Here is a 24,925-nt window from a genome sequence, read left to right on the forward strand (position 1 = left end):
AGCCTGGGAGCAGCGGTAGCCTCGGAGCAGCGGAGCTGGCTTCTATTCTACTCTACGAGAGGCCTCGCGGCATTGCTCCGCGCCCGCCGGTCCGGCTGGATGCTCGACGACTGTGCCGTCGAGCATCGTGATACGCACGGAATCGCAGTCGAAAAGCCGCGCGAAGCCGAGCAGCGCGTCGCAAAGCGCCTGCCGAACCGGCGCCCTTCGGCTCAACTCGAAGGCCACCATGATTTCGACATTAAGTACTCGGCCGGAGTTTCCTTTCGTGATTGGCTCGTACGTCGCGATCCCGTGCAGGCAGCCGTCTTCCGCCGAGACGGCTATGATTCCGCCGCTTCGTTCGAACAGGTCGTGCGCGAACCGATTCCAGCCGGACAGAGAAGAAAGGCGCGATTTGCTCCTCACCAGCGGCCATGCACGGGCTACGTCCTCACGATCGAGTTGTCGGATCCTCAAATCGGGCATCGCGCAGACCTCCCACCTTCGCGACTACGGGAAGATGCGTATGTCCGGTTTGAGGCAGGTCACTCTATCGAATGATCCAGATCATCAAACGCAAGAGGCCGCCCGTGCTCGCACCTTCTGTCCGCCACCAAAGCACCCTACCTGCAGGACATCCGTGCATGGGCTGCGCGGTCCGCACGGCGGCCGTTTGCGGAGTGCTCGACTGCGACAAGCTCTCGAAGCTTCGGGGCATGGGCAACCAACTTCGGCTGGGTGCCGGGCAACCTTTATTCCACGAAGGCGATCCCGCCATGAGCGTGTTCACCCTCACCAGCGGAGCGATCAAGCTCTACAAGCTCCTTCCCGACGGGCGCCGCCAGGTGACCGGGTTCATGCAGCCTGGCGATTTCCTCGGCATCAGCGTCGACGACGAGCATGCCTTCACAGCGGAGGCGCTCGAGCATTCCCAGCTTTGCTCTTTCCCGCGCTCGCGCTTCGACAATTTCGTCGAGGAGAATGTCGAGGTTGAGCGTGAGCTCTATCGTCTCGCTGCGCACGAGCTTGCCGCCGCCCAGCAGCAGATGGTCCTGCTCGGCCGCAAGACGGCGACGGAGCGCCTTGCCAGTTTCTTCCTTGCGCTCGCGGAGCGCGCCGAGCGTGCGATCGATGGCGAAATCCGCTTCATCCGCCTGCCGATGAGCCGCTCGGACATTGCCGATTATCTTGGCCTGACCAAAGAGACTGTGAGCAGGGTACTCGCTCTCCTGAAGCGGCAGCGGCTGATCCGGCTGGATGCAATCGACCGCATCGAGATCCTCGATCGCGCGTCTCTTGAGCAGGTCGCGGCGGGCGATCTCGACGCCTAGTCAGGCCCTCCAATGCAGCGGTAACTATGTTGCTGCACTGCAACAGCAGTGCGACAGAATTGAGACGGCCAGGGCGCACTGCTTGCCATGGACGCCTTTTCAGAATTCCTTGTGCTTCAGCCAGATACGCACCGTTGTTGCATCAAGGAGCCACCATGAAACTCCATTCCCGCAGCCTGCTTCTCGCCACCCTCAGCCCTTTCGCATTCGCGACCGCCGCTGAGGCGCAGCAGACCAATCAGCCTGCAGCCCAACCCGCTCCAGCTGCGGCGACGCAGAGCACCACGCCCGACGAAGAGACGATCGTGGTCACCGGTACCCGGCGTTCCGACCGAACCGTGGCCGACAGCCCCGTTCCGGTGGACGTGATCGGTTCGGAAGCGATCGCGAATACTGGCCAGACGGAGACGAACCGGATCCTCAACCAGCTAGTACCGTCTTTCAATTTTCCGTCGCCATCCATTGCCGACGGTTCGGACGCGCTTCGCCCGGCGACATTGCGCGGCCTCAGCCCCGACCAGACCTTGGTCCTCGTCAACGGCAAGCGCCGGCACGTGTCCGCGCTGCTCAACATCAACGGCACGGTCGGTCGCGGCAGCGCCGCAGTCGATATGAACCTCATTCCCAGCCTTGCCATCGGCCGGGTCGAGGTGTTGCGCGACGGTGCGGCCGCGCAATACGGCTCGGACGCCATCGCCGGCGTCATCAACATCCAGATCAAGAACGCCAACCACGGCGGTCGGGTCAGCCTGACCTACGGACAATATTACACGACGATCAATGACGTGGCTCGGGTTACCGGCCTGCAACTCGACGCCAACGGCCAGCCGCAGCTCGATCCCACCGACAGCCGCTACTTCCTCGCCAATATGGACGGGGAGCGGAAGGCACATGACGGGACCCAGGTGACGCTCGCCGCGAACCTCGGCCTGCCGATCGGCCCTAACGGCTACATCAATCTCACCGGCGAGTTTCACAACCGCGACCGTACCAACCGTGCCGGATATGACCTGCGACCGAACTTCATTCGGCCGACGTCTGCGTTCGACCCACGGGAAGTCAGCTTCAACCGGCTTCAGTTCCGCTTCGGCGACCCGGATTCGAAGGATTACAATTTCTTCCTCAACGCCGGCCTGGAGGTCAGCCCCGGCTGGGAAGCCTACGCGTTCGGCTCGTACGGGCACCGCAACGCGGAGAGCGCCGCCAACTGGCGCCAGCAAAGCAATTCGGCGAACCGGGACTGGAGCGCGCTAGCGCCCAACGTCTCGCCGACCGCAGCAAATTTCGTGCCGCTGACGGACATCGGCTTTCTCCCCCTGATCGAGACCGAACTCGAGGATTATGCCGGGACCGTCGGCGTCCGCGGCGAGATCAAGGGTTGGAAGGCAGACTTCTCCGTCGGTCGAGGCCACGACAGCTTCGATTATCAAGTCCACGATACGCTGAACTCATCTTTTGGACCGGACAGCCCCAGCGACTTCGACGCGGGTGGCCTGCGCTATGGACAGACGATCTTCAACCTCGACTTCTCGAACCAGTTCGACATTGGATTCGCGAAGCCGCTCTCGGTCGCCGTGGGCGCCGAGCATCGTCGAGAGCAGTTCAAGATCCGGCCGGGCGACACCTTCTCCTGGGCGATCGGTCCTCTCTTCCGCGCGTCCTTTGCGACCACCTCAGCGAACTGCGCGACCGAGCAGGGCGTTTACAACGTCTCGACCGGCATCTGCAGCTTCCCGGGCCGCCAGGCTCCGGTCGGTGCGCAGGGCTTCCCCGGCATTCCGGAGAACAGCAGGACGGACGAGAGCCGCCACAGCTGGGCCGCTTATGCCGAGCTCGATACCGATCCGTTCGAGGGCTTCACGACGACTCTCGCCGGTCGTTTCGAGGATTATTCCGACTTCGGCTCGACCTGGAACGGCAAGTTTGCCGCTCGCTACGAGCCGATTGAGGGATATGCGATCCGCGGTTCCGTCTCGAACGGCTTCCGTGCACCGTCGCTTCACCAGCAATTCTTCACCACGACATCGACCAATTTCATCGGAGGCTTGCCAGTCGACATCTCGACCGTCGCGGTGGACAGCCCAGTAGCCCAGGCGCTCGGCTCGACGCCGCTCAAGCCCGAGAAGTCGGTCAACCTCAGCCTTGGTGCTACGGCAAACCCGTTCCGCGGCCTGACGCTCACCGCCGATCTATACAAGATCAAGATCAAGGACCGCATCGTCCTGACCGAGAACCTGGGTGCCGCGGGTAGCGGAACCTCGGCGCAGAACGCCGCGGTGAAGGCCATCCTCGATGCCAACGGATTCCCGAGCGTCGGCGCGGCTCGCTTCTTCATCAACGGTCTCGACACTACCACCAAGGGCATCGACCTTGTCGGCGCCTACAACTTCCGCGCCGGCGACCTCGGCCGCTGGACGCTGACTGCCGCCTACAATTACAACAAGACGAAGATCGACAAGCGGTTGAACGCACTTGGCCCGCTCGCGCAAATTCCCGGGCTTGTCCTGTTCGGCCGAGTCGAAGGCCTTCGGTTCACGAAGGGCCAGCCGAGAGACAAGATCGTCCTCAGCGCCGATGGCGATTTCGGCAAGCTGGGCTTGACCGCCCGGACCACCCGTTACGGCAAGGTCGTGTCTCCGGGTGCCGCGGCGCCAATCTCCGATCCGACGAGCCTGACCGCATACGGCCCCGATGATATCTTCCTCGGCGCGAAGTGGATCACCGACGCCGAGCTTCGCTGGAAGCCCGGTGGCGGCACCGAGTTTGCGCTGGGTGCGGACAATTTGTTCGACGTGTATCCTGACCGCTCGCCGTTCGGGCCGCGACCAACGTCGGTCGGTGGCGTCTACCCCGTGAACCAGATCTACATCCCGTACTCGATCTTCTCGCCGTTCGGCTTCAATGGCCGCTACGTTTACGGCCGGGTTTCGGTGACGTTCTGAGAGGTGGCGGGCGGGCTTCAATCCGCCCTGTTTCCAACGGGTGTCGGGCGAGTTCGGTGCTGGTGAGCCCTGCTGGATTCGAACCAGCGACCTACTGATTAAAAGTCAGTTGCTCTACCGACTGAGCTAAGGGCCCGACCAGCCGTGCCCCGTTACCTGCGAGGGCGGCGGCGGGCAAGGCGATGGGCGAAATGATGTGCAGTCTGGTGGCCGTCGATCCGCCAGCTAGGAGCAATCGTTGCCAGAGGGCCGATCACAAAGCTGCGCTCGGTCGCGGATTTATGCGGGATGGAGAGCCCGCGTTCGCTCCAGTTTCCGCCGCTCCAGACGATGATGTCGAGGTCGAGCACCCGCGAGCCCCAGCGACGGCCGGGCCGACGGCCGAACTCCCGCTCGATCGTTTTCAGCTGCCGCAGCACTTCGGGCGGCTCCAGCGCGCTCTCGATCAGGGCAACGGAATTGGCAAAATCGCGGCCTGCGCCGCCGTGCGCCGGGTTGAGGATTATCGGAGCTGCGTCGAACAGGCCGAACTGCTGATCGAGCCTGGCAATAGCGGCCTCGATCACCTGCGGCGGCCGGCCATGACGGCCGTGCGGCCGGTTCGAGCCGATGGCGATGGCATAGAGTTGCGTTGCGCCTGACACAGCGGGTCGCCTACGGCACGATCATGCAGTTCGCCAGCCCCGCCGACCTGTCGCCGGTCCCCAATGCCGAGGCTCCGCGCGACTGCCCGCTCTGCCCGCGGCTGGTCATCTTCCGCCACGAATGCCGCGACGAGCATCCCGACTGGTGGAATGCGCCGGTTCCGGCTTTCGGCGATCCCGAGGCGTGGCTGGCCATTGTCGGCCTTGCTCCTGGAAAGCATGGCGCGAACCGCACAGGCCGTCCCTTTACCGGCGATTATGCCGGCGAGCTGCTGTACGAGACGCTGCTCAAGTTTGGGTTGGCGGAGGGTGAGTATGGCGCTGACCCGACCGACGGGTTGAAGCTAAAGGGCGCGGTGATACTCAACGCGGTGAAATGTCTTCCGCCGGCCAACAAACCGGAGCCGGGCGAGATCAGGACGTGTCGCAATTACTTCGAAGCCGCGCTGGCTTCCCTTCCCAAGGTTCGCGTGCTTCTCGCTCTAGGCCAGATTGCCCACGTCGCCGCCGCGCGGGCACTGGGTCTGCCCCCGACTACCACGAAGTTCGGCCATGCCGCGGAGGCGAAAGCGGCCGATGGCCGCCTGCTGCTCTCCAGCTATCATTGCTCCCGCTACAACCAGAACACCGGGCGGCTCGACCGCCCGATGTTCGAGGCTGTGTTCGAGCGGGCTCTTTCCCTTATCCGGTAGGGCCGGCGGGATTGCTGTCGGCGACCAGCTTCCAGCTTCCGTCCTGCTGCTTCTTCCAGACGCTGAGGTTCGTTCCCTTTATGTTGACGAGCTTCTTCGTCGCGGAATCGGTGTAGGTCTCCGTATATTCTGCGGTCGAGTAGGCCATGTCGCCGCTCTCGCTGAAGACCTTCGCGCCTGGCTTGTAATCGACCTTGATCGCCGGATCGCTCAGGAAGCTCTTGAACCCGGCTACGATGGCCTCCTTGCCACGGCTCGTTTCGCCGCGATCACCGATAAACACCGCGTCGTCGGCGTAGAGCGAAGTAGCGCTCGCCGGGTCCCGCGCCGTGATTGCCGCGATCTGGGCCTGCTCCAGCTTCTCGATCGCCGCGGTCTCGGCGGCTGTGTCGGGCTTTGCCGACGGAGAGGGCGCATTCTGGGTGCACGCGGCACAGGCCATAAGGACGGCACAAGTCAGTATCGTGCGCATGATTCGTCCCCCATCATTGAGGGGCGGAACAAGCGCCTCTAACGTTTTTGAGTCAATGAGGATCAGCGATCCTCGACGAGCCGTCCGTAAAGCTCCGGCCGTCGGTCGCGGAAGAACCCGAAGGCTGCGCGGTGCTTCTTCGCCTGCGCAAGGTCGAGCGTCGCAACCAGCACCCCGGTTTCGTCCGCTCCGAACTCGGCGAGCATGTCCCCGCGCTCGTCGCAGATGAAGCTGTGGCCGTAGAAGCGCTGCCCGTGCTCGGTGCCGATCCGGTTGGCGGCGACGACGGGAACCACATTCGAGACGGCGTGACCGATCATCGCCCTCCGCCACAGGCGCGACGTGTCGAGGTCGGGGTCGTGCGGCTCGGTGCCGATGGCGGTCGGGTAGAAGAGGATGTCCGCGCCCATCAGCATCATCGCTCGCGCCGTTTCGGGGTACCACTGGTCCCAGCAGACTCCGACGCCGAGCGTCGACATGTGCGGTCCGTTCCAAACCTTGAAACCGGTATTTCCGGGCCGAAAGTAGAACTTCTCTTCGTATCCGGGCCCGTCGGGAATGTGGCTCTTACGGTAGACGCCGGCGATTTTCCCGTCCGGGCCGATCATCGCGAGCGAATTGTAATGATGCGGGCCGTCCAGCTCGAAGTAGCTGGTCGGGATCCAGATCTTGAGCTCCTTCGCTAGCTCCTGCATCGCAAGGACCGAGGGATGCTCGGCAGTCGGGCGCGCGTTCGCGAACAGGCTCTCGTCCTCGACGCGGCAGAAATAAGGGCCTTCGAACAGTTCCGGCGGAAGGACGACCTCCGCGCCTTTCGAAGCCGCTTCGCGCACGAGGTCGGCGACCGCCTTGATGTTGGCGACCGTGTCTTCGGTGAAAGCGAGCTGAAGCGCGGCGACGGTAAGCTTGGTCATGCGGGAACCTGCTGGGAAATACAGTGGAAGCTTCCGCCTCCGGTCAGCACATGGTCAGCGCGCAACCCGATTGCAACGCGGCCAGGGAACAGCGCCTGGACGACGTCCACGGCAGCGCGATCGTTCGGAGCGCCATACTGCGGGACAATGACTGCGGCATTGCCGATGTAGAAGTTCATGTAGCTCGCCGGGATGACGTCTCCGTCCTCACTCTCGATGCGGCCGGGCGAGGGCAGAGTGACAACATCGAGCCTTGCTGCCCTCAGTCGCTTGGCAGCATCGCGGTAGACGGTCTCGTTAGGGTCGTCCTTCGCCGCCGTGGGGATCGCAACGCGGCCGGGGGCCACGAACCTCGCGAGATTGTCGACGTGACCGTCGGTATGGTCGTTGAGCAGACCTTCGCCGAGCCAGACGACGCGTTCGAAACCGAGATCATGCTCCAGCCGGCCCTCAATGTCCTCGTGGGTCGCGCCGGGATTGCGATTGGGATTCAGAAGGCATTGCTCGGTCGTAATAACCGTGCCCGACCCATCTCCGTCGATCGCTCCGCCTTCGAGCACCCAATCGGCCTGCGCGTATGGCAGGGACGCGGCCTTCGCGATGCGCTCGCCCACGTCCTGGTCGCCTTCGAGATCGTATTTGTTGCCCCAGCCGTTGAAGCGGAAACCCTGCGCCCGGCGCTGTTTGCCCGAGCCCATGACGATTGGCCCGCTGTCGCGAAGCCAGATGTCGCCGAACTTCTCGACGATCACGGTCGCGAACGGCGCGAGCTGGCGAGCCTTCGTCGCGGCGTCCTCGTGAGCGGCAACGAGCCAGACCTGCTCACCCTTGCCGCCGGCGTGCACGGCCTTTGCGAAGGCCGCCACCTCCTTCTCGGCTTCTTTCAAGTCCGAAAGCCATAGCTCTGGATCTGACGGAAAGCCGATCCAGACGGCTTCGTGAGGCGCCCATTCGGGAAGAGGAGGCAAAGTCATCGCGCGCGCCTAAAGCGTTGTGAAACGAAGAGCAAAGATTGCCGCGCACCGTTCGTCGATCCGGCATGTGCCTTTCGCTCGCTGCTGCTAACAGTTGCGGATCTACGGCGGGGAGTGACGGATGTTGAGATTGGCGGTTGCCGCATTTGCGTTGGCGTTCACCAGTACGGCGGAAGCGACCGTCCATTACGCGATCGACCTGACATCGCCTGAGCATCACAGCGGCAAGGTCAGGATCACCTTCCCGGCAACTACCGGCAACACTCTCGATTTGAAGATGCCGGCGTGGCGTACAGGGCGATACCAGATCCTGAACCTCGCGAACGGCGTGAGCCAGTTCTCCGCAAGCGAGGGTAATGGCCATTCCCTGCCGTGGCAGAAGATCGACAAGTCCACGTGGCGGATACAGCGGGCCGGCACTGGTCCGGTCACCGTCGAATATGATCTCTACGCGAACGAGCTTGGCCTCCGGTCGCGCCACATCGACGACAGCCACGCATATCTCGATGCCTCTGCGGTGTTCATGTACTCCGACGCGTCCCGCGCGGACGATGTCACCGTCTCGCTCAAGGTGCCTGCCGGATGGCGCAGCTTCTCGGGCCTGCAATCCGATGGCGCGGACCGGTTCAAGGGCGCTAATTGGGACATCCTCGTCGACTCCCCGATCGAGACGGGAATCAACCGCTCGTTCCAGTTCAAGGAAGGCAACCGCGACTATGAGGTCGTGTTCTGGGGCGATGGGAATTACGACACAACTCAAACTGTTGGCGACCTGAAGAAGATTGTCGCGCAGGCTCCCAGCATCTGGAGCTCCTATCCCTTCCAGCGCTACGTTTTCATGATCCACGCGACGGACGGCGTTGGCGGGGCAACGGAACACCGCAACTCGACGGTCATCCAGATCCCGCGTAATTCATTTCAGCCGCGCGAGAAGTACCTGAAATTCCTCAGCACGGCCTCGCACGAGTTCATCCACACTTGGAACGTGAAGGCCTACCGGGCGAGCGCGATGGTCCCGTATCGCTACCAGGAGGAGAACTACACAGACCTCCTCTGGCTGGAGGAAGGCTCGACCGACTATTTCGCCGACCAATTCCTGGTTCGCGCCGGTATCATGAAGCCGGACGAATATTTCGCTGCTCTGGCCGATGCGGTCGACCATTATCGACGGACGCCCGGAGCCTCGGCGCAGTCGGTGGCGTCGACGTCATTCGACGAGTGGATTGCACCCGGCGGTGACCGCGCGACAAACGCCTGGGCGGATATTTACGCGGAGGGATCGCTGGTCTCCTGGCTGCTCGACATCAAGCTCCTGCAGGAAAGCGGTGGGAAGCTTTCGTACCGGAATGTCCATGAGGCGCTGTACCGACGATTCCCGTCGGAGCAGGGCAAAGGTTTTAATGCGACAGACGTGAAAGCGATCCTTGCCGAACTGACGGGTCATTCCTGGGAAGATTGGTGGACGCGGAACGTCGACGCTCCAGCGCCGGTGGATTTTGCTCGCCTGCTCGCCGCCGTCGGCCTTCGCATTTCCTATGAGGACAGCGACAAGACGGTGCCGACCAATCCATGGGCGGGCTGGAAAGCTGATCAGGCCGAGGGCGGCATGAAGCTGACGGGCGTGGAGCGGGGTAGTCCCGCCTGGGATGCCGGATTCGTTCCGGACGATATCATCACGGCATTCGATGGCAGGCGCGTCACGAAGGACCGCTTCGAGGATGCGCTGATGGAACGGAAGGCCGGAGAGGTCGTCACGGTCAGCTACTTCCGGCGCGATCAGTTGCTTCAGAAGAAGCTGACGCTTGGCTCAATCCCGAAGAACAAGCCGAAGGTGGTGAAGGTCGCTCGTCCGACCGCGGCTCAGAAGGCGCTTTACCAGCGCTGGCTGCTGGCGCCGTACCCGACCAACTGATCAAACAAAAAGGGCGGCCCCGAAGGACCGACCCGCTTGTTCGAACCGATCGAGAGATCAGCGCGAATAGAATTCGATGACCAAGTTCGGTTCCATGCGGACCGGGTACGGAACCTCGTCCAGCGTCGGAACGCGGGTGTAGGTCACCTTCGAGGTGCCGTCCGGCGAGACGTAATCGGGAACGTCACGCTCGGCGAGGCTCTGCGCCTCAATCACGAGAGCCATTTCCTGGGCCTTCGGGCCGAGCTCGATCACGTCGCCGACGTTCACGCGGCGGCTGGCGATGTTGCACTTCACGCCGTTGACGCGGATGTGGCCGTGGCTGACCAGCTGGCGGGCCGCCCAGATCGTCGGCGCGAACTTGGCACGGTAGACGATCATGTCGAGACGGCGCTCGAGCAGGCCGATCAGGTTCTGCGAAGCGTCGCCCTTCATGGCGCTCGCTTCCTGGTACGTCCGCTTGAACTGCTTCTCGGTGACGTCGCCGTAATAGCCCTTCAGCTTCTGCTTGGCGCGGAGCTGGATGCCGAAGTCCGACACCTTGCTCTTGCGGCGCTGGCCGTGCTGACCGGGACCATATTCGCGGCGATTGACCGGGCTCTTGGGGCGTCCGAAGACGTTCTCACCCATGCGGCGGTCGAGTTTATACTTGGCGCTAGAGCGCTTGCTCACGTCAATTCTCCAACTTGCGTTATCGTTGCGCCCGGGACCGCACCGCAGAGCATTGCGCTCTACGCGATCACCGCTTCACCGGGCATGCGGGATCAATTGCGAGCGGCGCACCTAGGGGAGAGGGCGCCAGAGGTCAAGTTTCAGAGCGGTTTCGGCTCGGGCCCACGAGGGCACGGATGATTCCGCGGATGGCCTTCACCTCGCGCGACGACCAGCCGGTTTTAGTGAAGATAGTGCGGATGGTGTTCTTGGTCGCCTGGGTCCGCGACGGCGGGTGGTAATAGCCCTTGGCGTCGAGCTCTTCTTCCAGCTGGGCGATCATACCTTCGACTTCGCCGTGCGGGGCGGGCTCTTCCAGCTCCTTGGCCGTCGGCGACGCCAGCTCCGACCGCTTCGACCATTCGTAGGCGAGCAGGATCACAGCCTGAGCAAGGTTGAGCGAGCCGAACTCGGGGTTGATGGGCACCGTGACGATGGCGTTCGATAGAGCGACGTCTTCGGTCTCGAGGCCCGAGCGTTCGGGTCCGAAGAGGATTGCAGTCCTGCCAGCCGAAGCGACAATGTTGTCGGCCATCTTCTCGGGCGTGACTACCGGCATCACGAGATCGCGGCGGCGGACGGTGGAGGCGAACACGGTCGAGCAGTCCCCGATCGCTTCCTGGACGGTGTCAAAGACCTGCGCCTGCTCCAGAACGATGTCGGCGCCGCTCGCCGACGGTCCGGCATCCGGATTGGGCCAGCCGTCGCGAGGGGCGACCAGCCGCATATCGGTGAGGCCGAAGTTGAGCATCGCGCGCGCCGCCTTGCCGATGTTCTGGCCAAGCTGCGGACGGACGAGGACGATGACGGGCTTGCTGGCGCTCACAGCAACTTGTCGTGGCCGGGCGGGACGGATTCCTTCTCCACCCGCTCGGCGATCTCGGCGAACTCGCTCGGGTCGCTGAAGTCCTTGTAGATGCTGGCGAAGCGAATGTAGGCGACGTGGTCGATCGTCCGCAGGCCGAACATGACGGCCTCGCCGATCTTCACGGATGTGACCTCATCCCCCTGCGTTTCCATCTGCCGCTGAACGCCGCTGACGAGGCGGTCGATCTTGGCCGGGTCCACGTCGCGCTTGCGGCAGGCGTGGCCGATGGCGCGCTCCAGCTTGGCGCGGTCGAACGGCTCGCGCTTGCCGTCTTTCTTGACGACGGTGAGATCGCGGAGCTGGACGCGCTCGAAGGTCGTGAAGCGCGCGCCGCAGGCTTCACATTGGCGCCGGCGGCGGATCGCCGCCCCATCCTCGGACGGGCGGCTGTCCTTCACCTGGCTGTCTTCATGGGCGCAAAAAGGGCAACGCATCAGCTATAGATGGGGAAGCGCGCGCAAAGTTCACGCACGCGTCCGTTCACCTCGCGCTCGACCTCGCCATTATTCTCCGGTCCGTTCTTGACCAGACCGTCGAGGACGTCGGCAACCATGTCCCCGATATCGCGGAATTCCGCCTTGCCGAAGCCGCGGGTCGTGCCGGCCGGCGAGCCTACGCGAATGCCGCTGGTCTTCACCGGTGGAAGCGGGTCGAAAGGAACGCCGTTCTTGTTGCAGGTGATGCCGGCATGCTCGAGGCTCTCGTCGGCGTCTTTGCCGGTAAGGCCGAGCGGACGGAGGTCAACTAGTGCCAGGTGCGTGTCGGTGCCGCCGGCAACGAGGTCAGCGCCACGCTCCTTGAGGCGGTTGGCGAGTGTCTGGGCGTTGGCGATCACGGCCTTGGCGTAAGTCTTGAATTCCGGCTGCAGCGCCTCGCCGAAGGCGACCGCCTTGGCGGCAATGACGTGCATCAGGGGACCGCCCTGAAGGCCCGGGAAAACGGCCGAATTGACCTTCTTGGCTATGGCCTCGTCGTCTGTCAGCACCATGCCGCCACGCGGGCCGCGGAGGGTCTTGTGCGTGGTCGTCGTGACGACGTGAGCGTGACCGAACGGTGAAGGGTGCTCGCCCGCTGCGACCAGCCCCGCGAAGTGCGCCATGTCGACGAACAGATAGGCTCCGACCTCATCCGCGATCGCGCGGAAGCGCGCGAAATCGAGATGGCGTGGATAGGCCGAGCCGCCAGCGATGATCATCTTCGGCTTGTTCTCTTTCGCCAGCCGCTCAACCTCGTCGAAGTCGACGAGATGGTCGTCCTGCCGAACCCCGTACTGGACCGCGTTGAACCATTTCCCCGACTGGGCCGGAGGAGCGCCGTGGGTGAGGTGACCGCCGGCGGCGAGGCTCATGCCCATGATCGTGTCGCCGGGTTGCAGCAGAGCCATCATCACCGCGCCGTTGGCTTGCGCGCCTGAGTGCGGCTGGACGTTGGCAAAGCCACATCCGAACAACTGCTTGGCGCGCTCGATAGCGAGGGTCTCGACCGTGTCGGACGGCGCGCAGCCCTGGTAGTAGCGGCGGCCCGGATAGCCTTCCGCATATTTGTTCGTCAGGACAGAGCCCTGCGCCTCTAGCACCGCGCGGCTGACGATGTTTTCCGACGCAATCAGCTCGATCTGCGTTTGCTCGCGGACGAGTTCGGCCTTGATGCCCTCGAAGACCGCCGGATCGGCGTCGGCGAGCGTGCGGGTGAAGAAGCCGTCGGGCTGGACGTCGTTCAAATTGGCGGCGGAGGCCATCAGGCGGGTTCCTGTTCCGAGGGGTTGGCCAGCTGGTCGACGCGCCGTTGGTGGCGGCCGCCGAGGAAATCGCTGGTAAGGAAGGCAGTGACGCAGGCTTTGGCCATCTCGATCCCGATCAGCCGGGCGCCGAGGGCGATGGCGTTGGCGTCATTGTGTTGGCGGGCGAGCGATGCCGAAAGCGGCTCCGCGACCTGGGCGCAGCGGCAGGCGGAGTTGCGATTGGCGGCGATCGCAACGCCGATTCCCGACCCGCAAACGGTGATTCCGCGATCGGCTCGCCCATCAGCGAGCGCTTCGGCTAGCATGGCTCCGTAGCGGGGGTAATCGACGCTTTCGGGACCATTGGTTCCGAGATCCTCGACTTCATGACCCTGCTCGACCAGCCAGCTCGCGAGTTGGTCCTTCAGAACGTATCCGGCATGGTCAGCGGAAAGGGCAATGCGCATGCCAGTTTCCTAGCGTGCAAGTTCTCGACGCGCCACCGTCACCGCATCGCAAGGCTCCGAGGATCAATCTCGGTCGCGAGGGTGACTGACTTGACTGAGCCGCACAATCGGCTGGCGGGGCCATGTAGCTAGGCCCAGCGATCAAGTGCTGAATCCGGAGCTGGACGTCTCACTGACCTGGAGCACTGCGGAACTGCAGCGCGTTATCGGCCTTCTTCGTGATCTTGTCGTCACTCACCGAGAAATAAGTGTACTTGCTGTACGGGTCCCTGAGATTGGCTCGCGTCCCCCGCAGATCGTAGACACAGACCAGTCCGTCCTGGTTCTTGTCGAAGGCGTCGCTGAGGACTTGCAGGTTGTAATCCCGCGCAGCGCCCAGCGTCGTGAACTGCTGGCCGAACACGCCGCTCAAGTATTGTATCTTTGCCGCTTCGTCGTCTCCGAATGCGGATTGCAGACCAGCCTCGATAAGGTTCCAATATGTGCCAGGGCCGTCCCCGAAGACTTCCGTCGGTCCGCCATTGAGGAGCTTCGAGTCGCTTGTGCACGTGGCATCCGTCTGCACCTCGGCAACGGCCCGTTGCGGCCCAATTGACACCAAAATAGACAAGCCGATTGCCCCTGAACGGAGGACGAGTGAGGGGAATGAAGTCTTCATGCCTTGTCTCCTTCGGTACCCTCGTGGCCCGAGACTTAATCGAGCAGCGCACCTCGCAACCTCTTGAATAATCTCGATCGGAAGACTGGTGAGCTTGTCTTTAGTTAGCTGGGAACCCAAGCGGCTGAGGCAACAGCCGACCGTTGAGTAAACCATAATGGCAGCTTTGGGTCGAAAGCGGACTTTAGCGCCGAACCCGATCACCCGGCATTGTCGACTTTCCTGACCTCGACGGCGCTTTCATCGAAATCGTCGAGCAAGCGTGCATTGATGCCCATCTTGCCGAAATCTTCGCCAAGAGACTCCCAGTGTGTGCCGCAGCCGCAGACCGGACAGTGGTGAATGCCGATCATTCGATCGCCCCAGACATAGGCTGTCGTCTCACCGGAAATGCGTACCTGGTCCGGTGGGAAATAGGCAGTACGCCATGCAAGCCGGCGACAGAGGGAGCAGTTACAGTCTGCGACCCACTCGGGTTTGCTTGGCAGCTCGATCCGCACGTTGCCGCAGTGGCAGCTTCCCTGAACACCCATGACGACATGTAATCGCCGGGCAGGAAGGTCCGCAATGCACGAAAGTGGAAGGCTCAAGCGGCCAGTTTCAGCTCCAGCCGGTCCCAGATCTCGATTAGCGCCGATGTCAGCTCGTCCATCATCTCGGCGGTGTGGGACGGGCCCGGCGTGAATCGCAGCCTCTCCGTGCCGCGTGGGACGGTCGGGAAATTGATCGGCTGTACGTAGAGTCCGTACTCGGCGAGCAAAATGTCGCTGATCCGCTTCGCCTTGACTGGGCAACCTACCAGCAGCGGGACGATGTGCGTCACGCTCGGCATCACCGGCAGCCCGAACTCTGTGAACTTCGCCTTCAGGAGGGCTGCTTTCGCCTGCTGCGCGTCGCGCTCTACTGACGAAGCCTTGAGGTGGCGGACGCTCGCGAGCGCGCCGGCAACGAGCACCGGCGAGAGCGAGGTCGTGAAGATGAAGCCCGGCGCGTAGCTGCGAATGCAATCGACGATCGTCTTGGAAGCGGTGATGTAGCCGCCCATCACTCCGAACGCCTTGCCAAGCGTTCCCTCGATCAGGGTCAGCCGGTCCGCGACACCGTCGCGTTCCGAAATACCGCCGCCCTGGGCGCCGTACATGCCGACGGCATGGACTTCGTCGAGATAGGTCAGCGCTCCATATTTGTCCGCGAGGTCGCAGATTTCCACGATCGGAGCGATGTCGCCATCCATCGAATAGACACTCTCGAACGCGATCAGCTTCGGCGTCTCCGGGTCTTCGGCCGCCAGCAGCTCTTCGAGATGTTCGAGGTCATTGTGGCGGAAGACTCGCTTCTCGCAGCCCGAATTCTTGATCCCCGCGATCATTGAGGCATGATTGAGCTCGTCCGAGAAGATCACGCAGCCCGGAAGTAGCTTGCCGAGCGTGGACAAGGTGGCTTCGTTCGAAATGTAGCCGGACGTGAAGACCAGGCCGGCTTCCTTGCCGTGAAGGCCCGCGAGCTCGGCCTCCAGCTCGATGTGGTAGTGGGTATTGCCGCTGATGTTGCGGGTCCCGCCGGCGCCTGCTCCGACTTCGTGAAGAGCGCGTTCCATTGCTTCGACGACGGTCGGATGCTGGCCCATCGATAGATAATCGTTCGAGCACCACACCGTGATCGGCTTAGGGCCGTTGTGACCGGCGAAGCACTGCGCGTTGGGGTAATTGCCCTTTGTGCGCAGGATATCGATGAAGACGCGGTAGCGCCCTTCCTCGTGAAGCCGGTCGATCGCGGCCCTGAAGATGCTGTCGTAGTCCATTATGTTCTGTCTATCCGACGCCGGCACCAAACTTGACTAGGGAAATTCCCCTAGGCTTGCCCTGTATCCCGCGCCATTACCGTTCGGTCCACCGGATTTCCATTGCGAACGACTCGCAACTAGAGCGTTTGGACTTCCCCGATTCCGTAGTGGGCGAGGGTGCTCAACAATGTCGATCTAGGTTCGGCAGTGAAGACCATGACGCCTTCCGATGGCTCGGTTGGCCACGGCTGTTCGCGGGTCAGGTAGGCGATGCGACGAGCGATGCCCGGTCCGCCGTCAATCCATTGAACGCCGGGAAATGCCTGGCTCAGTTCCGTCCGAAGGAGCGGGAAATGGGTGCAGGCGAGGACACCCACGTCGATCCGGTCACCGCCCGGCGCATCGAACATGGGCTGCGCTGCCGAGCGAACTGCGTCGACGGTGATTTCTTCTCCAGCGAGCTTGGCCTCGGCGAGATCGACGAGTTCCGGCGAGCCATGGCGGATGATCGTGCAATCGGCCGCGAATTCGGCGGCGAGGTTGTCGACATAGGGCTGGCGGACGGTCGCTTCCGTTCCGAGGACGCCGATCGCCCGGGTCTTCGACATCTCCGCGGCCGGCTTGATCGCCGGGACCGTTCCAACGACCGGCAGGTCGAGCGCCGAGCGGACGTGATCGAGCGCGATGGTCGAAGCCGTGTTGCAGGCGATCACGGCAAGGCGCGGATGGAAGCGCTCGACCAGCCGGCCAAGCAATGCAGGCACCCGGCTGGCGATCTCCGCCTCGCTTCGCTTGCCGTACGGATAGCCGGCGTTGTCAGCGACGTAGACGATCGGAGCGTTGGGAAGCAGCTTTCGCGTCGGCTCCAGGACCGACAGGCCACCGACACCGGAATCGAAGAACAAGAGGGGCGAGTTCGCGTCCATGGCTGCGCGGCTTTGCACGCGAATTGGGCGCACGCAATTGCAGGCGTTCGTCCTTGTGCTACCAACCGCGTTTCATGCGAAGCGAACTGCTCCTTGCGCTTGCGCTCGGCTATCTCCTCGGATCGATCCCGTTCGGGCTGGTACTGACGCGCCTCGCGGGCAAAGGCGACGTGCGTGATATCGGGTCGGGCAACATAGGCGCGACCAATGTTCTTCGGACCGGAAGCAAGCTGCTCGCCGCTGCAACGCTCATTCTCGACTGCCTGAAAGCGACTGCAGCGATCCTGCTAGTCCGCCAGCTCTGGCCGGGCACTGAGAATTTCGCGGCGGCAGGGGCGCTGATCGGGCACCTCTACCCGGTCTGGCTCAGGTTCAAGGGCGGCAAGGGGGTTGCCACATTGCTCGGTGTCCTGATCCCGCTGCTGCCGGTTGGGGCCCTCATTTACGCGGTCGTTTGGATCGGCCTTCTGCTTACCCTTCGGATTTCGTCGGTGGCCGGCATGATTGCGGCCCTCAGCGCTCCGGTCAGCGCGGCCATTCTGGGCGATCAACTCCTGTTTCCGATGCTCCTGGCGTTCGCGCTTCTCGTCGTCTGGAAGCACAAGGCCAACATCGCGCGCCTGCGGGCGGGCACCGAACCGAAGGTAGGAAAAAAGACCGAGTGAGTAATGATTTGGTCGACCGGCTCCGGCTGGTCCGTTCGCCCGGCATCGGGCCGTTACCTACCGCCAGCTGAGGATCGACGTCTTCTATCCGCCGGAAAATCAGACGCGGCAGGAAGCGATGTTCGAGTGCGGGTTGGTGATCGCGGAGATGCTGCCGGGGACAGAGCCGCGCGCACGCCACTTCCCCTTATCGCAACCGGATCATCGCCGGCCTCAGCCTCGGCACAGTCGTTGTCGAAGCCGCTCCGAAGTCTGGCTCATTGATCACCGCGCGGCTTGCCGCGGAAGCGGGCAGGGAGGTCATGGCCGTCCCCGGACCGCCCCTCGATCCGGGAGCCCAGCTGAAACCAGCTGATCCGGTAGGGCGCAACTCTCGTCCAGAACGCGGCGGACGTGCTGGAGGCGGTTCGGCCGATCCAGCCTGGCTTCGCATCGCCCCGCGCCACCTACGAGCCCGCTGAGCCGCGATGGATGGACGGCGATGCCGGCGCGCTCGGGCTTGTCGAGGAACTGCTCGGCCCTGCGCCCGTACCGGTCGACGAGATCATCCGCCTGTCCGTGCTCCGACTGGCGCGGTGCAGATGGCCCTCCGTGAGCTGGACCTCGCCGGGTGCCTCGACCGACATGCGGGTGGAAAGGTCAGTCTTCGACCCGCTTGACGAGCCGAATCCGTCGACCCCACGTTATACGCGTATGCGTGAGGGCAAATTTTGAAGCTGGTAGTCGTTGAATCGCCCGCGAAGGCGAAAACCATCGAGAAGTATCTGGGCGGAGGGCATCGAGTGCTCGCCAGCTACGGGCACGTGCGCGATCTTCCGCCGAAGGATGGCTCGGTCGATCCCGAACAAAACTTCGACATGCAGTGGCAGGTCTCGCCGGACCGGTCGAAGCAGCTGAAGCTGATCACTGACGAGGCCAAGAAGGCCGATACCTTGATCCTCGCCACCGACCCCGATCGTGAGGGCGAGGCGATCAGCTGGCACGTGCAGGAGGTGCTTCGGCAGAAGAAGGCGCTTCCCGCGAGCGTGCAGCGCGTCACCTTTAATGCGATCACGAATGCCGCAGTCACCGAGGCGATGCGCAATCCGCGGGAGCTCGATGAGGATCTGATCGACGCCTACAGGGCGCGTCGGGCGCTCGACTATCTCGTCGGCTTCACGCTTTCGCCGATCCTGTGGCGCAAGTTGCCCGGTGCCAAATCGGCCGGTCGTGTCCAGTCCGTTGCTCTACGCCTCATCGTCGACCGAGAACGCGAGATAGAGGTCTTCAAGACCCAGGAATATTGGCTGGTCAGCGCGACGTTCGAAGCGGACGGCCAGCAGTTCACGGGTCGTCTCGTTCAGCTCGACGGCAAGAAGCTCGACCGCCTGTCGATCGGCAGCAAGGGTGAGGCCGACGCCGCCAAGGCGATGGTCGAAGCCGGACGCTTCACCGTCTCGTCGGTAGAGACAAAACCTTTCGCCAAGAACCCACCTCCGCCGTTCACCACTTCGACGCTGCAGCAGGAGGCCGCGCGCAAGCTCGGCTTCTCGGCCAGCCACACCATGCGGGTCGCCCAGTCGCTCTACGAGGACGGGCTGATCACCTACATGAGGACCGACGGCGTCGACATGGCGGAGGAGGCGATCAGCGCCGCCCGCAAGGCGATCGCGAACCGCTATGACGGCGGCTACGTGCCCGACAAGCCGCGCCGCTACACGAGCAAGGCGAAAAACGCGCAGGAGGCCCACGAGGCAGTCCGTCCGACCGACTTCAGCAAGTCGCGCGCTGCATCCGGCGATCATGCGCGCCTCTACGAGCTGGTCTACAACCGCGCGCTCGCAAGCCAGATGGCGTCTGCTCGCCTGGAACGCACCACCGTGGAGCTGACCGACGGAGCAGGCAGGGCAGTCCTCCGCGCGACCGGCCAGGTCGTCCTCTTCCCGGGCTTTCTCGCGCTCTACGAAGAGGGTCGCGACGAGAAGGCGGAGGACGAAGAGGGCGCCCGTATGCCCGCGCTTCGCGAAGGCGATGCTCCAGCGAAGACCGGCGTCGAGGCGACCCAGCATTTCACCCAGCCGCCGCCGCGCTATTCCGAGGCGAGCCTTGTAAAGCGCCTGGAGGAACTGGGGATCGGTCGGCCGTCAACATACGCGTCGATCCTCCAGACGCTGAAGGACCGCGAATATGTGCGCGTCGACAAGGCGCGCTTCATCCCGGAAGAGAGCGGCCGGCTCGTCACCGCGTTCCTCGAGCGCTTCTTCGAGCGCTATGTCAGCTATGATTACACGGCCGAGCTTGAGGAAGAGCTCGACGACGTCTCAGGTGGCCGACTCGACTGGCAGAAATTGCTGGAAGAATTCTGGCATGATTTCAGGCCCAAGGCGGGCGAGGTGATGGAGCAGAAGCCGTCCGAGGTCACAGCGGCGCTCGACGAGTTCCTCGCACCATGGCTTTATCCGCCGCGCGAGGACGGTTCGGACCCGCGCGTCTGCCCGGCTTGCGGCAACGGACGGCTGTCGCTCCGTGGCGGCAAGTTCGGTGCTTTCGTCGCCTGCTCCAACTATCCCGAGTGTCGCTACACGCAGAAGTTCGGCCAGGGCGGTGCGGAAGGCCAGGCGAGCGAAGGCCCGCAGGACCTCGGCAACGGCATTGAGCTCAAGTCCGGCCGCTTCGGCCCGTATCTGGAGCGCGAAGGCAAGCGTGCATCGATCCCGAAGGACGTGCCGGTTGCGGACGTCGATGCGGAAATGGCCGAGCGCCTGCTGTCTTTGCCTCGCGAGATTGGTCCGCATCCGGAGACGGGCAAGACGATCAAGGCCTCGATCGGGCGCTACGGCCCGTATCTCGAGCATGACGGCAAATATGCGCGCCTGGCCTCGACCGCCGAAGTCTTCGAGACCGGCATGAACGCCGCTGTCGTGAAACTCGCGGACGCCGCTTCAGGTGCTGGCCGCCGGGAAGGCGCATCGCGTGAGCCCATTGCCGTGCTCGGCGCGCACCCTAGCAGCGGCAAGGAAATCAAGGTGATGGCTGGCCGCTACGGTCCGTACGTCAGCGACGGCACGACCCATGCGACCTTGCCGAAAAGCTCGGATCCGAAGTCGGTGACGCTGGAGCAGGCGCTCGAATGGATCGATGCAAAGGCGGCGAAGGGGCCGTCGGCGAAGGGCAAAAGGAAGCCGGCCCGGAAGAAAAAAGCCTAGGCCGAGCAGGTCCGGCAATTCGGGTCTTTCGGCAGGCAAATCTTCCGCCAGTCGAGCGCGGCTCCGTCGAACAGGAACAGGCTTCCGGCGACGTCCTCGCCGATGCCGACCGTCGCGCGGATCGCCATCAGCGCCGCGAAACCGCCGACGGTCGCCGTAAGCGCTCCGAGCACGCCCTGTTCGGCGCAGGTGTCGCAATCGTTGCTGTCGAAAGCGTCCCCGACGAAGCAGCGATAGCAGGGCCTGTCGGCCTCCCAACCCCGGAAGAGCCCAACCTGGCCCTGGAACTGGACCGCGGCCGCCGAAACGAGCGGGATGTGGAGGCGCGTGAGCGTGTCACCAACGACCAGCCGCGTCGCAAAATTGTCGCAGCCGTCGAGAACGAGGTCGTAGCCGCTGAGGAGTGTCTCGGCATTTTCGGCCGTCAGCCGTTGCTGCACTGCTTCGACTTCCACGTACGGGTTCAGGTTGCGGACGAACTCGGATGCCAGAACGGCTTTCGGTTGGCCGATCTGATCGTCGCGGAAGATCGGCTGTCGCTGCAAATTGGTTCGATCGATAATATCATCGTCGATGATCGTCAGCCGGCCCACGCCAGCGCCGGCCATTGCCGGCAACACCGCGCTGCCGATGCCTCCGGCACCGACCACCACAATGCTCGCGGCCTTCAGCTTGCGCTGACCGACGCCGCCAACCTGGGGAAGAACGATGTGCCTGGCGTAGCGTTCGAGTTCGTCCTCGCTGAGGTCGGTCACCGCCCGGTGCTTCCGAACCCCCCGCTGCCGCGCGCCGTCTCCTCAAGCTCGTGCACCTCGGTGAAATGGGCGCGCAGGACGGGCGCCGGCACAAGCTGGGCGATGCGCTCGCCGCGGCGGACTTCGAAAGGCTCATCGCCGAGATTCGCGAGGATGACCTTCACTTCGCCGCGATAGTCGCTGTCGATCGTGCCGGGCGTGTTGAGGCAGGTGATGCCGTTCTTGAGTGCGAGGCCCGAGCGTGGGCGTACCTGCACCTCATGGCCGTGCGGAATCTCGATCGCGAAGCCGGTTGCAACGGCGTGGCGCTTGCCCGGCTGCAAGGTCAGGTCCTCGGCAGCGACCACGTCCAGGCCAGCGGCATGTTCGGTTGCGTATTTCGGCAAGGGCAGCCCGGCGCCGTGCGACAACCGGGTAAGCTTGATTTCAATCATGCAAACTCCTGTGCGACGCGGCGGATCAGGTGCCGCGCGACTTCTTCTTTGGAATCCTCGGGCCAGTCCTCGACCGAATCGCCGGTGACGAGGTGCACCCGGTTCCTGTGTCCGCCCATGACATCGCCCGACACGTCGTTGGCGACGATCCAGTCGGCGCCCTTGCCAACCTGCTTGGCGATTGCGTTCTCGACGACCCGGTCCGTCTCCGCAGCGAAGCCCACAACGAGGTGAGGCCGCTGCTCGTGACTGGAGATCTCGGCGAGAATGTCGCGGGTCGGAATGAACTGGAGTTTCGGCGGCCCTTCGCCCTTCTTCAGCTTTGTCGCCGAGGGTTCGACCCGCCAGTCCGCCACTGCAGCAACGAAGATGGCAACGTCTGCGGGAAGAGCGGCCATGACCGCATCGGCCATTTGCTCTGCGGTCTCCACGTTCACGCGCTTCACGTCCCGTGGCGTCTCGAGGCAAACGGGACCTGCGATCAGGGTCACGTGCGCTCCAAGCTCCTCGGCCGCCGCGGCGATTGCGAAGCCCTGTCGCCCTGAGGAACGATTGGCGATCACCCGCACGGGATCGATCGGCTCGTGCGTCGGCCCGGCAGTGACCAGAACATGCTTGCCGATGAGACTCACTTGGTGCCGAGGAACCCGTTCTTGGTAAGGAAATCGACGATCGCGTCAGGCTGGGGCAGGCGGCCGGGGCCGAACTCGCCGCAAGCCATCTCGCCCTCGTCCGGATCGATGACGGTCACGCCGTCGATCTTCAGTTGGGCGACACTCCGCTCTGTCGCCGGATGCTGCCACATGCGGACGTTCATGGCCGGGGCGACGACGACCTTCTTGTCGGTCGCAAGGAGCAGGGTCGTTGCGAGATCGTCGGCGATGCCCGCCGCCATCTTCGCGAGAAGGTCCGCGGTCGCCGGGCAGACGAGGATGAAATCGGCCGAACGGCTAAGCTGGATATGGCCCATCTCCACTTCGTCCTTGAGCTCCCAGAGCGACGTGTGGACTTCGCTCTGCGCAAGGGCGCCGAGCGCCATCGGCGTGACGAAATGCTCGCCGCCTCGGGTCAGCACGGGCGTGACCTCGTGACCCGCCTTCTTGAAGAGCCGAACAAGCTCGAGCGACTTGTAGGCGGCGATTCCCCCGCCAACGATCAGCAGCACCTTGGCCATTGCGCGCGGCTTAGCCCTGTGTGCGGTGGAGAGTCGAGTTCCGCCTACTTTGCCGGCTGAAGGAACTCGTCCTCGATGATCGATGGCGGAACGATCCCCGACGCCCAGATGGCCGCGAATGTATCGCCGGCGGAGAAGGGCTTGCCGTCGAGCTCTGCCTGATGCGATGCCTTCGCCAGCAGGCGGTCGAACTGGGTCTTGCCGATGATGTAGCTGGGCCCGTAGCCGGGTTGGCGGAGGTACAGCAGCTGCTCGAAACCGACCAGCCGGCTGTTGGCGTCGGACCAGCCGCGCGGAGTCCAGCTCGCGTGATATTTCCCGGCCTCGTCGAGCCCGATCTCATTCGCCTGGACCCGCAGCGACGCCAGACCGCGTGCGGCGCGATTGGCGAGCATGATCCAGACCAGCTCGCGGCCATGCGGCTCGTCATCGTAGAGCCCGGCCTGCATCAGCACCTCTTCCATCGCCGTCGCTAAACCTTCCGAGCGATCCGCGTAGATGTTGAACAAGGGCGGGACTTGGCGGATCGGGCTCGGGTGCGGCTCGTGCCGAAGACGTGCAAGCTCGATCCAGTGGAATTGGTGGCTGGACAAAGGCAGCGGGTCGAGCGCCGTGACATGGGTGAAGAAGTTGCGCTGGTCGGGTGGTGTGTAGTCGCCCAGCTGTCCGAACAGTGCCGAGCGATAATAAGGCTTGTCAGTGATGAACCCGCCGTCGACGAGCAGCCGGTAGAGGCGCTCCTCCCGCGCCAGCGCCATCTTCTTGTAGGCGGCCGGGTCCTTGATCTCGGCAATCGGGGGCGCCTCGCGGTTGCGCACCTCCTCGAGCCTGAGCGACGCAAGCGAACGGTCTAGCTCGCGCCGGAGCAACGTGACCTGCTGGTCGAAGTCGTAGGGGCTGAGCAGTACGTTCTTCAGGTACCAATTGTAATTGTCCTTGCCGACGCCGGACGGCCCGTTGCGCTTCGGCGTCTCGGACTTGATCCAGTCGGCGAAGGAGAGGGTTGCCTCGCGCGCCCGCGCTACTGCCGATTTAAGTTCCGGCGAGGCTCCCTTGAGAGAAGCGGTTCGGCGGCCGTCGAGATCATTGAGGCTGAGTGTCCCCGCTTCGAGCGCGGCGAGGGCCTCGGCCTGCTCGCGAAAGGCGCGGTCGCCATAGGCCCACAAATCGTGCGCATTGCTTCCGGCAAGATTGGCGCGCGCATCGGTCAGGAGCGGCGGGATGGTCGCCAGCTGCTTCGCAAGGCTCTTCTGGTCAGCGGCATTCAATGGCCAGCGATATACGAACAGGTCGATGACCGGCTCGGCATAGGTGCCTTCATGCGCCGGCACGTCGCTCATCTCGGGAAAGACGGTCTGGTAAAAGCCGGGATCGCGAGCCCAGGGCTTGAGCACCCGGAAGTAGAAATCGAGACCGTTCATCTCGGCCTGGAGGAGCCGGTAGTCGCCTTTTTGGGAGCCAGTCCAACCCTCGGTCCCGATGCCCGACATCTGCAGCATAAGGTCGGCGAGGTTCCGGGCCTTCCGGTTCATGGCAGCCGGCCCGTAGTCGGGGCGCCCATTCACCAGCTCGGCCCGGTTGAGTGTCCGCCAATCGGCGAACAGGCTCACCAGTTTCTGATGGGTTGAGGCGGGCGCATCTGCCGCCTTCGTGGGCGAAGCGGGCAGCGCGGCAATGGCCGAGATGGCAAGCGCCAAGGCAAATCGAAGCATCGAC

At 63.6% G+C, this 24,925-nt stretch carries 23 protein-coding genes, 1 tRNA gene and 2 pseudogenes; 7 read left to right on the plus strand and 19 right to left on the minus strand.

Features of this window, described 5'->3' with window-relative positions; genetic code table 11:
• Positions 1-42: 42 nt before the first annotated feature.
• Positions 43-468: a hypothetical protein gene (locus tag ACMC5O_RS03755; protein ID WP_187707654.1), complete on the minus strand. Its 426-nt coding sequence runs from the start codon at positions 466-468 to the stop codon at positions 43-45.
• Positions 469-539: 71 nt separating this feature from the next.
• Between ACMC5O_RS03755 and ACMC5O_RS03760 the strand changes: the two genes are divergently transcribed.
• Positions 540-1,313 carry a Crp/Fnr family transcriptional regulator gene (locus ACMC5O_RS03760; RefSeq protein WP_222949787.1) on the plus strand — a complete coding sequence of 258 codons (774 nt, stop codon included), beginning with the start codon at positions 540-542 and terminating at the stop codon, positions 1,311-1,313.
• Positions 1,314-1,468: 155 nt separating this feature from the next.
• Positions 1,469-4,255: a TonB-dependent receptor plug domain-containing protein gene (locus ACMC5O_RS03765; protein ID WP_426693285.1), complete on the plus strand. Its 2,787-nt coding sequence runs from the start codon at positions 1,469-1,471 to the stop codon at positions 4,253-4,255.
• A gap of 60 nt (positions 4,256-4,315) precedes the next feature.
• Here ACMC5O_RS03765 and ACMC5O_RS03770 read toward each other — a convergent pair.
• Positions 4,316-4,391, minus strand: a tRNA-Lys gene (locus ACMC5O_RS03770).
• Between the two features lie 16 nt (positions 4,392-4,407).
• Positions 4,408-4,899 (minus strand): 2-amino-4-hydroxy-6-hydroxymethyldihydropteridine diphosphokinase, encoded by a 492-nt coding sequence (gene folK, locus ACMC5O_RS03775; protein ID WP_426693286.1) that lies wholly within the window; start codon positions 4,897-4,899, stop codon positions 4,408-4,410.
• A 23-nt stretch (positions 4,900-4,922) separates the two neighbouring features.
• On the opposite strand from folK, the gene ACMC5O_RS03780 reads away from it, so the two are divergent.
• Entirely contained in the window at positions 4,923-5,591 is a 669-nt protein-coding gene (locus ACMC5O_RS03780) for a uracil-DNA glycosylase (protein ID WP_426693287.1), read from the plus strand.
• Here ACMC5O_RS03780 and ACMC5O_RS03785 read toward each other — a convergent pair.
• The 3 genes from ACMC5O_RS03785 to ACMC5O_RS03795 all read right to left on the minus strand — a co-directional run bounded on the left by ACMC5O_RS03785 (position 5,581) and on the right by ACMC5O_RS03795 (position 7,951).
• Positions 5,581-6,063 (minus strand): YybH family protein, encoded by a 483-nt coding sequence (locus ACMC5O_RS03785; RefSeq protein ID WP_426693288.1) that lies wholly within the window; start codon positions 6,061-6,063, stop codon positions 5,581-5,583. The genes ACMC5O_RS03780 and ACMC5O_RS03785 overlap by 11 nt on opposite strands.
• Positions 6,064-6,125: 62 nt before the next feature.
• Positions 6,126-6,977 (minus strand): N-carbamoylputrescine amidase, encoded by an 852-nt coding sequence (gene aguB / locus ACMC5O_RS03790; RefSeq protein ID WP_426693289.1) that lies wholly within the window; start codon positions 6,975-6,977, stop codon positions 6,126-6,128.
• Positions 6,974-7,951, minus strand: coding sequence for an agmatine deiminase family protein (locus ACMC5O_RS03795; RefSeq protein ID WP_426693290.1), 978 nt, complete (start codon positions 7,949-7,951; stop codon positions 6,974-6,976). The genes aguB and ACMC5O_RS03795 overlap by 4 nt, the downstream gene beginning before the upstream one ends.
• A 121-nt stretch (positions 7,952-8,072) precedes the next feature.
• Here ACMC5O_RS03795 and ACMC5O_RS03800 point away from each other — a divergent pair, with 121 nt between their 5' ends.
• Positions 8,073-9,863, plus strand: a complete 1,791-nt coding sequence (locus ACMC5O_RS03800; RefSeq protein ID WP_187707651.1) for a M61 family metallopeptidase — start codon at positions 8,073-8,075, stop codon at positions 9,861-9,863.
• Positions 9,864-9,920: 57 nt separating this feature from the next.
• Here ACMC5O_RS03800 and rpsD read toward each other — a convergent pair whose 3' ends face one another.
• The 9 genes from rpsD to murI form a co-directional block, all read right to left on the minus strand.
• Entirely contained in the window at positions 9,921-10,535 is a 615-nt protein-coding gene (rpsD, locus tag ACMC5O_RS03805; protein WP_187707650.1) for a 30S ribosomal protein S4, read from the minus strand.
• 133 nt (positions 10,536-10,668) lie between these two features.
• Complete coding sequence (locus ACMC5O_RS03810; RefSeq protein WP_426693291.1) at positions 10,669-11,400, minus strand: RNA methyltransferase; 732 nt, start codon at positions 11,398-11,400, stop codon at positions 10,669-10,671.
• Positions 11,397-11,876, minus strand: coding sequence for a transcriptional regulator NrdR (nrdR, locus tag ACMC5O_RS03815; RefSeq protein ID WP_187707649.1), 480 nt, complete (start codon positions 11,874-11,876; stop codon positions 11,397-11,399). Before nrdR ends, ACMC5O_RS03810 begins: the two co-directional genes overlap by 4 nt.
• A complete protein-coding gene (gene glyA / locus ACMC5O_RS03820) occupies positions 11,876-13,180 on the minus strand; it encodes a serine hydroxymethyltransferase (RefSeq protein WP_426693292.1) in 1,305 nt (434 codons plus the stop codon). The genes nrdR and glyA overlap by 1 nt, the downstream gene beginning before the upstream one ends.
• Positions 13,180-13,629: a ribose 5-phosphate isomerase B gene (rpiB, locus tag ACMC5O_RS03825; protein ID WP_187707648.1), complete on the minus strand. Its 450-nt coding sequence runs from the start codon at positions 13,627-13,629 to the stop codon at positions 13,180-13,182. The genes glyA and rpiB overlap by 1 nt, the downstream gene beginning before the upstream one ends.
• 169 nt (positions 13,630-13,798) lie before the next feature.
• A complete protein-coding gene (locus ACMC5O_RS03830) occupies positions 13,799-14,287 on the minus strand; it encodes a hypothetical protein (RefSeq protein ID WP_187707647.1) in 489 nt (162 codons plus the stop codon).
• Positions 14,288-14,487: 200 nt separating this feature from the next.
• Positions 14,488-14,820 carry a GFA family protein gene (locus ACMC5O_RS03835; RefSeq protein WP_187709911.1) on the minus strand — a complete coding sequence of 111 codons (333 nt, stop codon included), beginning with the start codon at positions 14,818-14,820 and terminating at the stop codon, positions 14,488-14,490.
• A gap of 53 nt (positions 14,821-14,873) precedes the next feature.
• Complete coding sequence (gene hemA, locus ACMC5O_RS03840; protein ID WP_187707646.1) at positions 14,874-16,088, minus strand: 5-aminolevulinate synthase; 1,215 nt, start codon at positions 16,086-16,088, stop codon at positions 14,874-14,876.
• Positions 16,089-16,207: 119 nt separating this feature from the next.
• Positions 16,208-16,996, minus strand: coding sequence for a glutamate racemase (gene murI, locus ACMC5O_RS03845; RefSeq protein ID WP_187707645.1), 789 nt, complete (start codon positions 16,994-16,996; stop codon positions 16,208-16,210).
• Between the two features lie 74 nt (positions 16,997-17,070).
• Between murI and plsY the strand changes: the two genes are divergently transcribed.
• The 3 genes and pseudogenes from plsY to topA all read left to right on the plus strand — a co-directional run bounded on the left by plsY (position 17,071) and on the right by topA (position 20,846).
• A complete protein-coding gene (gene plsY, locus ACMC5O_RS03850) occupies positions 17,071-17,661 on the plus strand; it encodes a glycerol-3-phosphate 1-O-acyltransferase PlsY (protein WP_187707644.1) in 591 nt (196 codons plus the stop codon).
• A gap of 73 nt (positions 17,662-17,734) precedes the next feature.
• Positions 17,735-18,320, plus strand: a pseudogene (locus tag ACMC5O_RS03855) (DNA-processing protein DprA); the annotation flags it as partial.
• 51 nt (positions 18,321-18,371) lie between these two features.
• Positions 18,372-20,846: a type I DNA topoisomerase gene (gene topA / locus ACMC5O_RS03860; RefSeq protein WP_187707643.1), complete on the plus strand. Its 2,475-nt coding sequence runs from the start codon at positions 18,372-18,374 to the stop codon at positions 20,844-20,846.
• Here the strand turns inward: topA and ACMC5O_RS03865 are convergent.
• From ACMC5O_RS03865 to ACMC5O_RS03880, 4 genes and pseudogenes are all read right to left on the minus strand, one after another.
• A complete protein-coding gene (locus tag ACMC5O_RS03865; RefSeq protein ID WP_426693293.1) occupies positions 20,843-21,601 on the minus strand; it encodes a HesA/MoeB/ThiF family protein in 759 nt (252 codons plus the stop codon). The genes topA and ACMC5O_RS03865 overlap by 4 nt on opposite strands.
• On the minus strand, positions 21,598-22,035 hold the full coding sequence (dut, locus tag ACMC5O_RS03870) for a dUTP diphosphatase (protein ID WP_426693294.1): 438 nt from the start codon (positions 22,033-22,035) through the stop codon (positions 21,598-21,600). The genes ACMC5O_RS03865 and dut overlap by 4 nt, the downstream gene beginning before the upstream one ends.
• Positions 22,032-23,209 (minus strand): annotated as a pseudogene (coaBC, locus tag ACMC5O_RS03875) (bifunctional phosphopantothenoylcysteine decarboxylase/phosphopantothenate--cysteine ligase CoaBC). Before coaBC ends, dut begins: the two are co-directional and overlap by 4 nt.
• A 44-nt stretch (positions 23,210-23,253) precedes the next feature.
• The gene (locus ACMC5O_RS03880; RefSeq protein ID WP_187707642.1) at positions 23,254-24,921 is read right to left on the minus strand and encodes a DUF885 family protein; all 1,668 of its coding nucleotides are present in this window, start codon (positions 24,919-24,921) and stop codon (positions 23,254-23,256) included.
• Positions 24,922-24,925: the final 4 nt, after the last annotated feature.

It is taken from the genome of Sphingomonas sediminicola (assembly GCF_049991885.1).
In the GTDB taxonomy this organism is placed as follows: domain Bacteria; phylum Pseudomonadota; class Alphaproteobacteria; order Sphingomonadales; family Sphingomonadaceae; genus Sphingomicrobium; species Sphingomicrobium sediminicola.